General features: G+C 34.8%; 17 protein-coding genes. 10 read left to right on the top strand and 7 right to left on the bottom strand.

Annotated elements, in window-relative coordinates; translation table 11 throughout:
• The first annotated feature begins 72 nt into the window (after nt 1-72).
• On the top strand, nt 73-666 hold the full coding sequence (locus I600_RS02575) for a TetR/AcrR family transcriptional regulator (RefSeq protein WP_058102943.1): 594 nt from the start codon (nt 73-75) through the stop codon (nt 664-666).
• Between the two features lie 55 nt (nt 667-721).
• Here I600_RS02575 and I600_RS02580 read toward each other — a convergent pair whose 3' ends face one another.
• Entirely contained in the window at nt 722-2,356 is a 1,635-nt protein-coding gene (locus tag I600_RS02580; RefSeq protein WP_058102944.1) for a PorP/SprF family type IX secretion system membrane protein, read from the bottom strand.
• An 84-nt stretch (nt 2,357-2,440) separates the two neighbouring features.
• On the opposite strand from I600_RS02580, the gene I600_RS02585 reads away from it, so the two are divergent.
• Both I600_RS02585 and smpB read left to right on the top strand, forming a co-directional pair.
• Entirely contained in the window at nt 2,441-2,983 is a 543-nt protein-coding gene (locus tag I600_RS02585; RefSeq protein ID WP_058102945.1) for a SixA phosphatase family protein, read from the top strand.
• An 80-nt stretch (nt 2,984-3,063) separates the two neighbouring features.
• Nucleotides 3,064-3,525 (top strand): SsrA-binding protein SmpB, encoded by a 462-nt coding sequence (smpB, locus tag I600_RS02590; protein WP_058102946.1) that lies wholly within the window; start codon nt 3,064-3,066, stop codon nt 3,523-3,525.
• Here the strand turns inward: smpB and I600_RS02595 are convergent.
• The gene (locus I600_RS02595; RefSeq protein WP_058102947.1) at nt 3,522-4,163 is read right to left on the bottom strand and encodes a protein-L-isoaspartate(D-aspartate) O-methyltransferase; all 642 of its coding nucleotides are present in this window, start codon (nt 4,161-4,163) and stop codon (nt 3,522-3,524) included. The two genes, smpB and I600_RS02595, sit on opposite strands and share 4 nt — an antisense overlap.
• A 147-nt stretch (nt 4,164-4,310) precedes the next feature.
• Here I600_RS02595 and I600_RS02600 point away from each other — a divergent pair, with 147 nt between their 5' ends.
• From I600_RS02600 to I600_RS02630, 7 genes are read left to right on the top strand one after another with little or no spacing between them, the layout of a single operon-like run.
• Nucleotides 4,311-5,285 carry a Gfo/Idh/MocA family protein gene (locus I600_RS02600; RefSeq protein WP_058102948.1) on the top strand — a complete coding sequence of 325 codons (975 nt, stop codon included), beginning with the start codon at nt 4,311-4,313 and terminating at the stop codon, nt 5,283-5,285.
• Nucleotides 5,282-6,172 carry a 3-hydroxyacyl-CoA dehydrogenase family protein gene (locus I600_RS02605; RefSeq protein ID WP_058102949.1) on the top strand — a complete coding sequence of 297 codons (891 nt, stop codon included), beginning with the start codon at nt 5,282-5,284 and terminating at the stop codon, nt 6,170-6,172. Before I600_RS02600 ends, I600_RS02605 begins: the two co-directional genes overlap by 4 nt.
• A 21-nt stretch (nt 6,173-6,193) precedes the next feature.
• On the top strand, nt 6,194-6,847 hold the full coding sequence (locus I600_RS02610) for a YggS family pyridoxal phosphate-dependent enzyme (RefSeq protein WP_058102950.1): 654 nt from the start codon (nt 6,194-6,196) through the stop codon (nt 6,845-6,847).
• 38 nt (nt 6,848-6,885) lie between these two features.
• Complete coding sequence (locus I600_RS02615; protein WP_058102951.1) at nt 6,886-8,253, top strand: exonuclease domain-containing protein; 1,368 nt, start codon at nt 6,886-6,888, stop codon at nt 8,251-8,253.
• Between the two features lies 1 nt (nt 8,254).
• Nucleotides 8,255-9,112, top strand: a complete 858-nt coding sequence (locus I600_RS02620) for an ion transporter (protein ID WP_058102952.1) — start codon at nt 8,255-8,257, stop codon at nt 9,110-9,112.
• The gene (gene miaA, locus I600_RS02625; RefSeq protein ID WP_058102953.1) at nt 9,105-10,025 is read left to right on the top strand and encodes a tRNA (adenosine(37)-N6)-dimethylallyltransferase MiaA; all 921 of its coding nucleotides are present in this window, start codon (nt 9,105-9,107) and stop codon (nt 10,023-10,025) included. The genes I600_RS02620 and miaA overlap by 8 nt, the downstream gene beginning before the upstream one ends.
• A complete protein-coding gene (locus I600_RS02630; RefSeq protein WP_058102954.1) occupies nt 10,018-10,506 on the top strand; it encodes a gluconokinase in 489 nt (162 codons plus the stop codon). The genes miaA and I600_RS02630 overlap by 8 nt, the downstream gene beginning before the upstream one ends.
• Before the next feature lie 53 nt (nt 10,507-10,559).
• Here I600_RS02630 and I600_RS02635 read toward each other — a convergent pair whose 3' ends face one another.
• From I600_RS02635 to I600_RS02655, 5 genes are all read right to left on the bottom strand, one after another.
• A complete protein-coding gene (locus tag I600_RS02635) occupies nt 10,560-11,273 on the bottom strand; it encodes a response regulator transcription factor (protein ID WP_027067244.1) in 714 nt (237 codons plus the stop codon).
• Nucleotides 11,274-11,279: 6 nt separating this feature from the next.
• The gene (locus I600_RS02640) at nt 11,280-12,863 is read right to left on the bottom strand and encodes a sensor histidine kinase (RefSeq protein WP_058102955.1); all 1,584 of its coding nucleotides are present in this window, start codon (nt 12,861-12,863) and stop codon (nt 11,280-11,282) included.
• Between the two features lie 83 nt (nt 12,864-12,946).
• Complete coding sequence (gene coaE / locus I600_RS02645) at nt 12,947-13,531, bottom strand: dephospho-CoA kinase (protein WP_058102956.1); 585 nt, start codon at nt 13,529-13,531, stop codon at nt 12,947-12,949.
• A complete protein-coding gene (locus I600_RS02650; RefSeq protein ID WP_058102957.1) occupies nt 13,528-14,493 on the bottom strand; it encodes a YbbR-like domain-containing protein in 966 nt (321 codons plus the stop codon). The genes coaE and I600_RS02650 overlap by 4 nt, the downstream gene beginning before the upstream one ends.
• A complete protein-coding gene (locus I600_RS02655) occupies nt 14,493-15,500 on the bottom strand; it encodes a glycosyltransferase (RefSeq protein WP_058102958.1) in 1,008 nt (335 codons plus the stop codon). The genes I600_RS02650 and I600_RS02655 overlap by 1 nt, the downstream gene beginning before the upstream one ends.
• Nucleotides 15,501-15,522: the final 22 nt, after the last annotated feature.

The following is a 15,522-nucleotide window of genomic DNA, read 5'->3' on the forward strand; positions in this document are numbered from 1 at the left end:
TGGACGCTTTTTTTATGAACATTATATACCATACAGTATAGATTTTTTTATATTCGCATAAAACAGTCTTATATGTCCACAAAAGCCGAAAGAACCACCGCTTATATTATTGAGACTGTCGCACCTGTTTTTAACAAACATGGTTACGTAGGTACCAGTATGAGCGACTTAACAGAGGCCACCAATCTTACTAAAGGTGCTTTGTATGGGAATTTTGAAAATAAAGAAGCTTTAGCCTTAGCTGCATTTGAGTTTAATAGAAATCTACTTCTCACGGCTATAGATGAACATCTGTCAATTGATGGAAATGCTATGGGAAAGATCAAGAATTTAATAGAATTCTATAAAAAATATGACGTATTCACTTTAAATATGGGAGGTTGTCCTATTTTAAATGTTGGTATAGACGCTCAACATAACAACAGATTACTTGCCGCTGCCGCTAAAGAAACCATTAAGGAAATTGAAGGTAAAATTGCCTTGGTTTTTGAAAATGGAATAAATGGTGGTGAATTCAAATTACCGGTTACACCATTACAGTTTTCAAAGCAATTGTTCACTATAATACAAGGATCCATTGCAATGGCGACTTTAACCAAAGACCGTAAATATCTATTAAATACGGTTAGCTATTTAGAAGTACTTATAAAAAGAGAACTGAAATAAGCAAAAGCCTATTTCAGTTCTAACCAAGGGTGTATTTTGTAAGAGATAAAGTTCTTTACTCACCTGTAACCCTGAATATCCAGATTTTATCGGTGTACTTACCATTCAATTTAGAGTCTCTTGCTTGTCTCGCATCTTTGATAAAATCAAACTTAGCTAAGTATACATAATTATATTTATTCTTTTCCCTAAAGAAAGATTTGGCATTTATCCCTCTTTTTTTCATGTCTGCCAAGAAAGCATCCAAGTATTTTTTAGTTCCGAAAACGTTGGCAATCAAATAATACCCCGGTTCCAAAGCACCCTCTTTGGTAACTTCTTCATATTTTTCGCCAGCTTTTACTTCCACGACCTCATTTCTCATTGCCAAAGCCTTACTTTCAGCTATAGAATCTTGTCTTCTTTGCTGTGCCAGTGCAACCGCTTCTGCCTCTCTCTTCATTACGGCCGCTATGGAGTCTTTTTGCCTTTGTTGCTGCAAAGCCTTTGCTTCTGCCAAAGCTTGCTCTGCTTTGGCATTCTCTAGCGAGTCACGCTTTCTTTTAATATCCCTTTTAGATTGTTTAACTGTCAAATCTGATTGTCTAGATGCATTTTGAATAGAATCTTTTAACCTTTTACTTTCTATAAGCGCTAAACGTTCTTGTTTTTTAGACTCACGTTTTAGAGCCAATTTTTCCGCTTTGGTCAATTCAGTAGAAGCCACTTCAATTTCCTCTTGCTGAACAAGTGATTCTTCCTTCTTTTTCTCCTCAGCAATTAATTGCTCCTCAAGCTCTTCTGCCGGTGTCTGTTGTTTTCCTAATTTATAAGAAGTGACCAACTCAAATGTAGGATCTTGACCCTTTAAATCTGAACTTGTACCCACTTCAACCAATGCACCAAAAGATAATCTCTTAAAGAAACGACCACCAATACCACCTGAAAATCCATAAAAACTATTATACCCAGCTTGCGCCCAATATTTATTAGTTGTCAATAAGGTGATTAATCCGATTTGATTGTCCAATCCTGGAATTGTTTTATAATACAGCATTGGTCTAAATACTGAACTATCGTCACTACTTAACACACTTACAGGAAAATCGTAACTTACCAATGCCTGAAACATCCTATCATCAGGACTAGTGTTACGTTCGTTAGTGGTAAAATTATAATCGAACAAATTTTCAGAAGTTAACCCAATATTAAATCTATCGATACTTAAATTTATACCAGGAGCCATTTGTAGTATAAAATCATTTTCAGCGGAGGTTTGTATAGGATTAGGAACAAAAAAACGATCGTCAGCTAATTTTTGTTGAAAGGCAAAAACATTTAACCCAACCCCTAAGAAGATATCTTCACCAAGTGCAATATTATACGCATAATTTAAGTTTGCCCCTGTATTTAAAAAAATACCCGTATTGTGTTGAAAAAAGCCAATACCAGCAGCCGAAACATCATTTAATCTAGCTGAATAATTTAAGAAGAGAGAAGTTGGATCACCGTCATAAGTTTGCCACTGCCATCTAGACCAAAATGCAATAGAAGATGGATTATTACGGTCTAAACTATATGCAGGGTTTACTATACTCCCGTTGTATTCAGTTAAGTTTTGTTGCCTAAAATCGGTAGGAAGTACTACTTCCTGAGCCTTAAGACCAAGAACTACAAAACCAATAAGAAGTGTCCCACAAAATTTTTTCATATGCAAAAAAACAAAAATTAGACTATTTATAGTACTATTTTGAAGTAATTTTAGTTATTAAATTAATACACCAAACATATTTTCATGAAAGCATTCAAATATATCCTTTTTATTTTGCTGGCTATCAATCTTTCTTGCAAAGATGAACCCACCATTGATAAATCTCAAGAAGAAACTTCCATTTCTACTTTTTACTTGATAAGGCATGCGGAAAAAGATAGAAGCAATCCTGATGATGCAGACCCAGAATTAACACAGCAAGGTTTGGGAAGAGCCATGCACTGGGCAGAAATATTGGCAGACGTAGAATTAGATGCCATATATTCCACTGATTATAATAGAACGTCTATGACCGCTGCTCCAACTTCGGTAAAACAGAATATAGATGTTCAATATTACGACCCAACCTTAATTGATATTGCCCAATTTAAAAGCGAAAATTTAAATAAGAACGTTTTAATTGTAGGACATAGTAATACAACACCTGAATTTGTAAACAAGTTAATTGACGAACAAAAATTCTATACCATTGACGACAGTGAAAACGGTACTTTATTTATAGTTAAAATCACTAATGGCACACCATCTGTGGATAAACTCATATTTAACTGTAACTGTCCAAAATAATACTATTTTATCCGATTAATACGTTTAATTAGTTACAAAAGATCAAATCATTAAATGAATAGTTCTTACTTTTGTAGTTAATGCAGAATACAATAAACATTAAGAACAAAAGAGCTCGTTTTGAATATGAGCTACAGGACAAGTTCACGGCAGGTATCGTTTTGGCCGGTACCGAGATCAAAGCCATTAGAGAAGGTCGTGCATCAATTTCTGAAAGTTTTTGTGAATTTAACGACAATGAAGAACTATTTGTAATCAATATGCAAATAGACGAGTATTCACATGCATCGCATTTTAATCATAAACCTAAAGCGGAACGTAAATTACTTCTTCAGAAAAGAGAACTTAAAAAGCTTAGCAAAGAAGTAAAAACATCTGGTCTTACCATAGTTCCACTTAGAGTATTTATAAATGACCGCGGACTAGCAAAAATGCAGATAGCACTAGCAAAGGGTAAAAAACTCTACGACAAAAGAGAAACCATTAAGGATCGAGATAACAAAAGAGATCTTGACCGAATTAAAAAGAACTTTAATAATTAATTCTTATTTTCCAATAAGGGTACAAATCTAAAAGACCCGTACTCTGTCTTTGAAAATTCTTTTTCCGTAGTTCTGACGAAAAGGGTCATTATTTGTTCTTCAAAACCAATAGGGATTACTAACCTACCCCCCACTTTTAATTGTGACAACAATGCTTTGGGTACCTCTGGGGCACCTGCCGTAACAATGATACGATCAAACGGAGCTTCTTTTGGCAAGCCTTTATAACCATCACCAAAAATCACCTGCTTTGGTCTATATCCCATTTTCTTGAAAAAAATATTGGTTTTTTTAAAAAGTTCCAATTGTCGTTCAATGGTATACACCTTCACCTTAAGTTTTAATAGAACCGCTGTTTGGTAACCACTACCTGTACCGATTTCCAATATTTTTTGACCAGGCTCTACTTGTAATAACTCTGTTTGGAAAGCTACGGTATAAGGGTGTGAAATAGTTTGGTTTGCAGCAATGGGAAATGCCTTGTTTTGATAGGCATGACCTTCAAAACTACTATCCATAAACAAATGTCTTGGTATTTGCCTTACGGCGTCCAGGACCTTTTTATCTGCTATTCCTTTGTCAATCAATACTTGCGCTAGGTGGTTGCGCATTCCCCTGTGTTTTAAGGTATCTTTCAATGGTAGTCGGTTTGTTCTTCAAAGTTAACAAAGTTCTTTTAACGATGGAAGAACCTATTAAAACTAATATCCATTTTTTGATAAAATTGAAATAACCGATAACCTAAAAGTACCTAACTATGCGTATTTTTGGGGAAAACGATACAAATGTTAAAAGTTGGTGTTTTAGGAGCGGGGCATCTAGGTAAGATTCACCTTAGACTCCTAAATGATTCTAAAAAATATGAACTTATCGGTTTCTACGATGCCGATAGTACAAATGGCGAAAAAGTTAGCAAGGAATTCGGATATACCTATTTTGCAAAGCTTGAAGATTTAATGAATGCCGTAGATGTGGTGGACATTGTTACCCCTACCCTTTCTCATTATGAATGTGCCAAACAGGCCATAGAAAAGGGCAAGCATATTTTTATAGAAAAACCCATTACACATACATTAGAAGAAGCAAACTCTCTATTGGCCTTAGAACAAGAATATAACGTTAAAGGTCAAGTTGGCCATGTTGAGCGTTTTAACCCTGCATTTACAGCTGTAAAACACGCTATAAAGGACCCAATGTTCATTGAGTCCCATAGATTGGCAGAATTTAACCCAAGAGGTACAGATGTACCAGTTGTTTTAGATTTAATGATACACGATATAGATGCTATTTTAAGTGTCGTTAATTCTGAAGTTGTGCAGGTTAATGCGAGCGGGGTATCTGTAATAAGCCAGTCCCCAGATATTGCAAACGCTAGATTGGAATTCGAAAATGGTTGTGTAGCCAATTTAACGGCAAGTAGAATTTCATTAAAAAATATGCGCAAGTCGCGTTTCTTTCAAAAGGATGCCTATATCTCAGTAGATTTTTTGGAAAAGAAAGTTGAAGTGGTCAAAATGAAAGACGCTCCAAAAGAACCTGGTGATTTTGATATGATCCTTCAAAATGCTGAAGGAATAAAGAAGCAGATATATTTTGAAAATCCGTCCATTGAAACCAACAACGCCATTTTAGACGAATTAGAATCTTTTGCCGAAGCCATTGAAAACAATTCAACACCAGTTGTTAGTTTAAAACAGGGCACACAAGCATTAAAAGTAGCTTTACAAATTATCGCAGCATTCAATCCAAAAAAAATATGAATAAAATAGCAGTTATAGGTGCTGGTACTATGGGTAACGGAATAGCTCATGTATTTGCGCAAAGCGGATTTCAAGTTCACCTAATAGATGTTTCGCAAGAAGCACTTGACAAAGGTTTAAGTACTATTGCCAACAATTTAGATCGTATGGTGGCAAAAGAAAAAATAACCAATGACGAAAAGACAAATACATTGGCCAACATTACACTGTTTACTGAATTAAAAACAGGGGTAAAAAATGTAGACCTTGCCATAGAGGCAGCCACAGAAAATGTAACTATAAAACTGAACATTTTTAAGGAGCTAGACGCTGTTTGTAACAACAATACAATTTTAGCCTCAAATACATCATCAATTTCCATTACGCAAATAGCAGCTGTAACCAATAGAGCTGACAAGGTAATAGGTATGCACTTCATGAATCCTGTTCCAATTATGAAGCTAGTTGAAATCATTCGTGGTTATAGTACTTCTAACGAGACGACTAACATTATTATGGAACTTTCTAAAAAATTAGGAAAAATACCTACCGAGGTCAATGACTATCCTGGTTTTGTAGCAAACAGAATTTTAATGCCAATGATCAATGAGGCCATAGAAACATTACATCATGGTGTTGCAGGCGTAGAAGAAATTGACACGGTTATGAAACTTGGAATGGCACACCCCATGGGACCTCTTCAATTAGCAGATTTTATTGGTTTAGATGTATGCCTTTCTATTTTGAACGTTATGTACGATGGATTCAAAAACCCAAAATATGCTCCTTCTCCATTATTGATAAATATGGTTATGGCCGGAAAGAAAGGTATAAAATCCGGTGAAGGATTTTATGATTATGCCGAAAGCAAAAAAGCCGAGGTGGTGTCAAGTCAATTTAAAAACTAAGTAGTAGTTGAAATCAAGTGTATGTCCATAAAAGAAAATCTTTTAGCTGTTAAACAAACCATACCCAATTCCGTAACATTGGTTGCCGTATCTAAAACAAAACCGATTTCTGATATTCAAGAAGCGTATGACCAAGGCCAGCGTATTTTTGGAGAGAACAGGGTGCAAGAAATGACCGAAAAATGGGAAAAAATGCCAAAGGATATTGAATGGCATATGATTGGTCACCTTCAACGAAATAAGGTAAAGTACATGGCTGAATATGTTAGCTTGGTTCATGGTGTAGATAGTCCAAGACTTTTAGCCGAAATCAACAAACAAGCTGAAAAACATAATAGAACCATACCATGTCTTTTACAAGTTCACATTGCTGAGGAAGACACCAAATTCGGATTTAACGAAGAAGAATTGCTAGACTTAGTACGTAACGAAAATTTCAAATCGCATAAAAATGTAAAAATAGTGGGATTAATGGGTATGGCTACTTTTACCGAAAATATGGATCAAGTAAGGCGTGAGTTCAAAAGCTTACAATCGCTATACTTAAAACTTAAAAGTGAATATGCAGATTTTACAACGCTTTCAATGGGCATGAGCGGTGACTACCAAATTGCAATTGAAGAAGGTAGCACTATGGTACGTATAGGAAGTAGTATCTTTGGCTCCAGAAATTAACGCTAAAAACTACCGCCGTCCAAAACAGATAATTATACATGTACGCAATTTTAGATATTGAAACCACGGGAGGAAAATTTAATGAGGAAGGAATTACTGAAATTGCTATTCACAAATTTGATGGTCAAAAAGTAGTAGACAAGTTCATAAGCCTAGTAAACCCCGAGAAAGAGATTCAGCCTTTTGTAGTAAAACTTACTGGGATTAACAGTAAAATGTTGAGAACTGCACCTAAGTTTTACGAAGTAGCCAAACGGATAATAGAAATTACGGAAGATACCGTTATTGTAGCCCATAATGCACAGTTCGACTACAGAATCTTAAGGACTGAGTTTAGGCGCCTAGGGTACAATTTTGAACGCAAAACGCTTTGTACCGTAGATCTTTCAAAATTATTACTGCCAGATGCAGAATCCTATAGTTTAGGAAAATTGGTTAGATCCTTGGGCATACCTGTTAGTGACAGGCACCGGGCAAATGGCGATGCTTTGGCTACGGTCAAACTTTTTAAGCTCTTATTGGCCAAAGATTCTGAAAAGATTATCATCAAAGACGCTATTAGAAAAGAAACCCAAGGGGAACTGTCTGAAAAGCAATTGGATATCGTAAGAGACCTACCCAATGAAACCGGAGTATTCTATATGCACAATAAGGACGGGGACATTATTCACCTAAGTAAAACCAGTGATCTAAAGAAAAAGGTGAATCAAATCTTTACCAAGTCCAACCAAAAATTTAAAAAGCTCGCCAAAGAAACCAAGAAAGTAACTTATGAACTCACTGGGAATGACTTGGTAGCAATTTTAAAAGAACATCAAGAACTGCTTAAAATAAGGCCTAAATACAGTACTATTCCTAAAAAACGAATGTACAGTCATGCAATTTGCACAACTATTGATGAATATGGGTATTATAAGTTAAAAATAGAGCCTTATAGAGAATGTAAAGAACCTCTAGGTCTTTTTAACGGTGTATTTAGTGCAAAAAACTATCGTTATAAGATTACTAAGGAGTTTGGTCTGTGCGAGAAACTAAATGGCATTAGCGAAGCTAGAAATAATTGCTCAGGTTATGATGAAGGCACGTGCCAAGGAGCATGTATCAATAAAGAAGATGTAGCCGAGTATAACAAAAGGGTAACTGCGGCAATAACCAAAAACAGTATTAAGGGCAACAAGGTTTTGGTAATAGACAAAGGCAGGGAAATAGGCGAACAAAGTGCTATTTTACTTAAAAACGGATCTTTGGTAGGTTTAGGTTTCTATGATTTGAACCATCAAATAAATAATATTCATATCTTAGAAAGTATAATTACCCCTATGAACGGTACACGAGATGCCAATTATCTAATTGAATCTTACTTAAGAAAAAAACGAGTACTTAAAATATTGGAATTAAACGATTAGTTTGAAAGAAGACCAAAAATTATCTCCATGGAAACAAAAACTTCATGAAATCATTTATGAAGCAGATACCCCTATGGGTAAATTGTTCGATATTATTTTGTTCATCATCATCATTTTCAGTGTTATACTTATAATGCTGGAAAGCGTAAAAGCTATAGATGCAGAATATCATGAAATACTATTTATATTAGAATGGCTGGTAACTATTTTCTTTACTATTGAATATATCGCAAGAATTATATGCATTAAAAAACCAAGTAATTATATATTCAGTTTTTATGGTATTATTGATTTTCTATCCACTATACCATTATATATCTCCTATATTTTTGCGGGTTCTCAGGTGCTTTTAGCGGTTAGAGCATTTAGGTTACTACGTGTTTTCAGAATATTAAAATTAGCACGTTTTCTTGGTGAAGCATCGCAACTGAAAAGAGCATTAAAAGCAAGTAGGGCAAAAATCACGGTATTTCTATTTGCCGTTCTTATTGCATCTGTTATGATGGGTACTTTAATGTACTTGGTTGAAGGTGACGAAGCTGGGTTTACAAGCATACCTACTAGCATATATTGGACTATTGTTACACTTACTACTGTTGGTTATGGAGACATTGCCCCTATAACACCACAAGGCCAAGCTATTGCTACCATTATTATGTTATTGGGTTATGGCATTATTGCCGTACCTACAGGTATGGTAACCGCTGAGTTTGCAAAACAAGGTAAAGACACCTCTACTTTAAAGAATTCTGGCAGCTATGTACATGTTAACACACAGTGTTGCCCAACATGCACCAAAGAGGGTCATAGAGATGATGCTACCCATTGTTATAATTGTGGATCTTTATTGAATGAATAATATTTTAATTTCTGTTGTGGGGCCAACTGCCATTGGCAAAACCAAATTAGGTATTCTATTAGCAAATCATTTCAAGACCGAAATTATATCTGCGGATTCTAGACAGTTCTTTAAAGAAATGAATATTGGCACCGCTGTTCCTGACAAAGAAGAACTGGCACAAGCCAAACACCATTTTATACAACATAAAAGTGTTTTAGAAACATATACGGTAGGCGATTTTGAAAGAGAGGCTTTACAAAAATTATCTCACCTCTTTGAAAAACACAAAGTAGTAATTATGGTTGGCGGCAGTGGTCTTTATGTAAATGCAATAACAGAAGGATTAAATAATTTCCCCACAGTAGACCCAATCATTCGTAAACAATTGAATGCCGAATTAGAAAATTCCGGGATAGCCGCTTTACAGACAAAACTCAAGGAATTGGACCCAACCTATTACGGCAAAGTGGATATCAACAATCCGCAACGTGTCATTAGGGCGCTTGAAGTTACTATTGGCAGCGGTACACCTTACTCTTCTTTTGTAAATCAACCTAAGGAAAAAAGAAATTTCAATGTTTTAACTATTGGGCTAAAGGCGGAAAGACCAATGATTTACGACCGTATCAATAAACGAGTTGATTTAATGATCGATAACGGGTTATTGGAAGAGGCAAAGAATACACTAGCTTTTAAAAACTTGAATGCTCTACAAACCGTTGGATATAAAGAATTATTCAAGTATTTTGAAGGAGATTGGACTTTAGACTTTGCCGTTTCAGAAATTAAAAAAAATACCAGAAGATTTGCAAAGAGGCAACTTACTTGGTTCTTACGCAATAAAAATACCATTTGGGTCAATTATGATTATGAGCCTAAAAAACTTTTAAATGAAATTGACGATGAAATTAAAAAACTAAAGCATGGTTAAAAAACAGATTCTATATGTAATGGGTGTTTCGGGCAGCGGAAAGTCTACTATTGGGAAATTATTGGCCAATAAACTTCAGTTTCCGTTTTTTGATGGTGATGATTTTCATCCAGTAGCGAACGTAAAGAAAATGAAAGCAGGTCACCCCTTAAATGATGATGACCGCCAAGGCTGGTTAGAAAAATTAAATGAGGTAGCAATAGAAAATTTAGCTACTGGTGCCGTAATTGTATGTTCTTCCCTTAAAAAAAAATATAGAACTATTCTTAGTAAGAATTTAGAGGACAAGCATAAGTTCGTTTATTTAGAAGGAAGTTTTGACCTTATAGACAAAAGGTTGAGTGCAAGAAAAAATCATTATATGCCCGCGGGACTGCTACAATCTCAATTTGATATTCTTGAAGTACCTTTAGAGGCAATAACCGTATCAATTGACCAAGAACCCAATGATATTGTCAAGGACATTATGAGAAAGCTCTAAAACAAAAAAGCATCCAATAAATTGGATGCTTTTTTAGTATCTGGAATAGTGAATTATTCACCTTCTGTCTTTACGACCAAACGGAATCCTTCACCGTGAATATTCAAAATCTCAACAGTATCATCCACTTTTAAATACTTACGTAATTTGGCTATGTAAACATCCATACTACGAGAAGTAAAATAGTTATCATCTCTCCAAATCTTTGTTAACGCCAATTCTCTTGGCATAAGATCGTTTTCATGTAAGGCCAACAAACGTAACAATTCATTCTCTTTTGGAGATAATTTTATTGATTCTTCATCTTTGTACTTCAAGAATCTTAATTTAGAATTCAAATGGAAACCACCAATAGTAAATTCAAATTTCTTACTGTCCGCCAATCCGTTAGAAGCCTTTCTTTGAAGAATAGCTTTTAGCTTCATTAACAATACCTCAGAATCAAATGGTTTATTCAAATAATCATCTGCACCTGCCTTATACCCTTTAAGAACATCTTCTTTCATTGTTTTCGCCGTCAAGAAAACAATTGGCACGTTCTCATTCTTTTCACGAATCTCTTTCGCCAAGGTAAAACCATCTTTATAAGGCATCATAACATCCAATATACAGATGTCATAATTATCTTTTTTAAACTTCTCAAAACCTTCCATTCCATTCTTAGCCAAGGTGACATCGAAATCGTTCATTGACAAATAATCTTTCAACACAATTCCAAAATTTGGATCGTCCTCAACTAAAAGTATCTTCTTGTTTATTGTTTCCATATTTTTTTATATTAACGGCAATTTGATGTAAAATGTACTTCCTTTTCCTTTTTCACTTTCGGCATAAACTTCGCCTTGGTGGTCTTCTACTATTTTCTTTACGTAGGCCAGTCCTAATCCGTGACCTTTAACGTTATGTATATCTCCAGTGTGTTCCCGATAGAATTTTTCAAATACTTTCTTGACTACACCTTTACTCATACCAGCTCCTTGATCTTGAACTTTAATTATGATATAGTTCTTAGCTCGTTCCGTGAAAACATCTATTTTTGGTGCATCTTCAGAGTACTTAATGGCATTATCCAACATATTCACAATTACATTCGTAAAATGCATTTCATTCGCCAATACTTCTGAACGTTCCGCATCTAAATGAGTGTGAATATAACCGCCCCGATCATCTACGATCAATTCTACGTGGGTAATTGCATCTTCTATAATGTCGTGCACATTAACCCTATCCTTACTAATATCCAGCTGATTTTTTTCCAACTTAGATATTCTTAGAACGTTTTCTACTTGGGCATGCATACGTTTGTTCTCATCACGTATCATCTGCAAGTACCTTAAAACCTTTTCTTTATCAACAATTATCTTAGGATTCCTGATTGCCTCAACAGCTAAATTAATGGTCGCAATGGGAGTTTTGAACTCATGCGTCATGTTATTAATAAAGTCAGTTTTAATTTCAGATATCTGTTTCTGACGGATCAACTGGTATATTGCCCCTGCATAAGCTACCACAATAATAATGGTAAACAATAATGAAAGCATTGCCAGACCTAAAATAGACTGCACCAAGAAACGTTTTTTCTTAGGAAACGAAACTAACAAATCGAAATTTGAAACCCCTTCAAAATCTACGAACATAGGAGATTTATAGATATTTGCTTCGGCATATTTAAACTTAGATGACTTTACTTTGGTAGGTAAGCCATTGCTGTACACACCATATTCAAAAGCGATATCTACACCTCTATTCTCAAGTTCACGCTGCAATAACAATTCTATTTCTTGTTTTGATACACGTTTATGAATTGGAACGCGTTTGGCATGAACCATAAACATTTCTTCCATTGCGGCCTTTTCCATTTTATTAAGACCTCCAATTTTCTCAATTCGTTGAATAGGATTTAAACGTGGTGTATTTCCTTCTAAATCAAAATCTTCTTTAAAAATAGAAGTAGTTCGTTTACTGGTATAATTTTTAATGATGGTGGTATCCGCACCATCACTACTATCAAAGAACGTAGACGAGATTCCGTAATCCTCTTCTAAAATACCGTGCTCATACAGTAAGATTTCGTTAGAATTGATATCTCGATCAATAAAGAAAAAATTTGTAAGCTGTGCCCCTTTTAGTTCACCACCTGCACTATCCTTCGCATGTAAATATCTATCGAAGTAATTTTTTGATTCTCTTTCCGTAATCTTATTGGTAACACTGTTTAACGCTTCTGAAACACTGCTTGAAAACTGTTCTTCACTACTATCAATGGATTTGCTTATCCAAAAACTTTGAACGAAAATCAGACCAATAAGTGAAAGGCTCATTAAAACTACTAAGAGCACAAATAACTTTTTGTTCATTGGGGGATAAAATTAAAGATTTAACAGTTAGACGATAGTACGTTTAACCTAACCTTAACAAAAATGTTAAAATTGCTAAATTACTAGCAATCAGTTATGATTGCAGCGTGTACTTGAAGGACAATTGACCTAGTTCTTTCTATGTCAATATTTTCTATAACGAAATCACTTAAGTTCAATTTCTCTTCATCGTCCATTTGATTGTTCATTCTGGCAATTACTTGTTCCCTTGTGCCATTATCCCTACTTACTACCCGTGAGATACGTTCTTCTTTTGGCGCGGTTACCAAAATAATACTATCGTATAAATGCTGCGCATTATTTTCGAACAACAAGGCCGTTTCTTGAATTACATAACAATACTCTTGCTCACCTGTCCATTTAAGAAAATCTTCTCTAACTACCGGATGCACAATAGCATTAAGCTGCGCCAACAATGTGGTATCATTGAATACCTTTTTTGCGATATATGCTCTGTTTAACTTTTCTTCATGGTAAGATTCTTTACCCAAAAAAGAAATAATTTGATTTTTTATCTCCGCAGATGTATTCATTAATTTTTTTGCTCGCTCGTCTGAATTGTACACGGGAACACCCAACTCTAAAAACATTTTGGACACAGTAGATTTACCACTGCCTATACCACCGGTTAGACCTACCACTTTCATTCTCTTCGCAAAATAAATTCTACCTCATTAACACTTAGAACAACATTATGCAATGTTCTAGGATATTGCACCAGTTGAATTGACAATCTATTACCTGTTTCTTTATTTGTTTTAGCGTAATCTGCCTCAACAACAAAATCCTCTTCTTCCAATTCTTTTAAATGATCTAGAGTACCTTGACAGCGCACTTCCACTACCTCTGGAAACGTACGCACTTGAACATTATCAGGTAAATTAATTACTTGTACAGGAACCGCTAACACCTTTTCAGAAAACTTCACCACTTTACCTGAGATTTGTACTTTGTGGTCAGAAAACGAAGTACCATTCAAGTTTTTTGGCAAGTTTAGATCCACCTCTTCAACAAAGGAATTATTTAAATTGTCTTTTATAACTTTCATTGACCTTACAACTCTTACGGAATCAATCTGGCTTTTTGGACCAGAAACTTGTATGGAATCTGGATATACTTTAATGTCTCCTTCAAGTATATGGTTTGCAGAAAAATCTAGTTGCAATACAGCCTCAACCGGTATTTTCTTAGTCTCCAAAGAAGTAAAATCAAAATAAATGGCATCACTTTCAAAATCTACCAAAGCACTTGAATTACTCAATTGAGCTTCTAATTGTATTCTTATTTGATCAGAGGTGAGGTAATATCTATCATTGTCATACATTACCTTACTTACATCTAATTGAATGTGTTTAGGCTTTAATTCATAGCCTAAAAATTGAAATCCGACAGCTTTTAGTCTTACAGCTATTTCATCTTTAGGGCTAGTTGCCAGTAAAAAATCATCTGGTATATTAATATATTCAACTTTAAAACTGGTGTTACTTGTATATGTTAAAGACAGTTTATTGATCAACCAAGCAAGTGAAGCACATAACAAGAATATTAGAAAGATTTTCACCTTTCTTTTTTTTAATCCTGTTTTGATCCATTCTAGCAAACGCTCCATTACTTCACTCTAAAAAATAATTTAGGAAAAATCTCCTCTGGTTCTTTATTAGAAAAATTAATATACAGGGTTGATTTTAAAAATCCGTATCCATATCCAAAAAATTGTATCGCAGTTGCCAATAATGCCAAAAACGAAACTTTTATATTTCGTGTTTTCAAAAGCGCATCAATAAACAAAACCAAAAAGTATGTGCAATACATAAACCATAACACCTTAAAACCTAAAAACAACAAAATCAATGCTATTATAAATCCTAAACAAAAAACGGTTGGAAACCAATATGTAACCTTTTTTGTTTCCGGGTGCCATTTATTTAAAATGGGCCTAACCATTCCAAATTTGTTGACCTGAATATAAAACTTGTTCCAGTCTATTCTTCTTTTATGATACACAAAAGCTTCTGAAATCAATTTTGTTCTATAGCCTTTGTTCCAAATACGAATAGTAAGATCCGGATCTTCACCTGGGTGTATATTACCGTAACCACCAACATTTTCAAAGGCTTCTTTAGATATACCCATATTAAAACTTCTGGGCTGAAATTTGTCTACCGCCCTCTTACCTCCACGTATGCCACCAGTAGTTAAAAATGAAGTCATGGCATGATTAATTGCCTTTTGCACCGTAGAAAATGATTCATGAGCAGCATCTGGACCTCCATAACAATGCACAAAATCATCCTTTAGACTTTTATCCGCTTCTTTTAAATATTGTGGAGGTAATATACAATCAGAGTCCAACACAATAAAATAATTGCCCTTTGCCTTAGCCATACCGTAATTACGGGAATCACCTGGACCAGAATTTGCTTTTTTATAATATGAAATGGACAAATAGTCTACGTACTCACCTATAACTTCTTCTGATGAAATAGTTGAACCATCTTCAACGATTACTACTTCAAAAGATTGATCATAGGTCTGTAAACGTAGACTATCCAATAACTCTTTAATTTCATTGGGTCTATTGTATACAGGAATGATAAAAGAAAACGATAAGTTCATTATAACTCTCCTTTTATGAATA

The organism is Maribacter dokdonensis DSW-8 (assembly GCF_001447995.1).
GTDB lineage: Bacteria > Bacteroidota > Bacteroidia > Flavobacteriales > Flavobacteriaceae > Maribacter > Maribacter dokdonensis.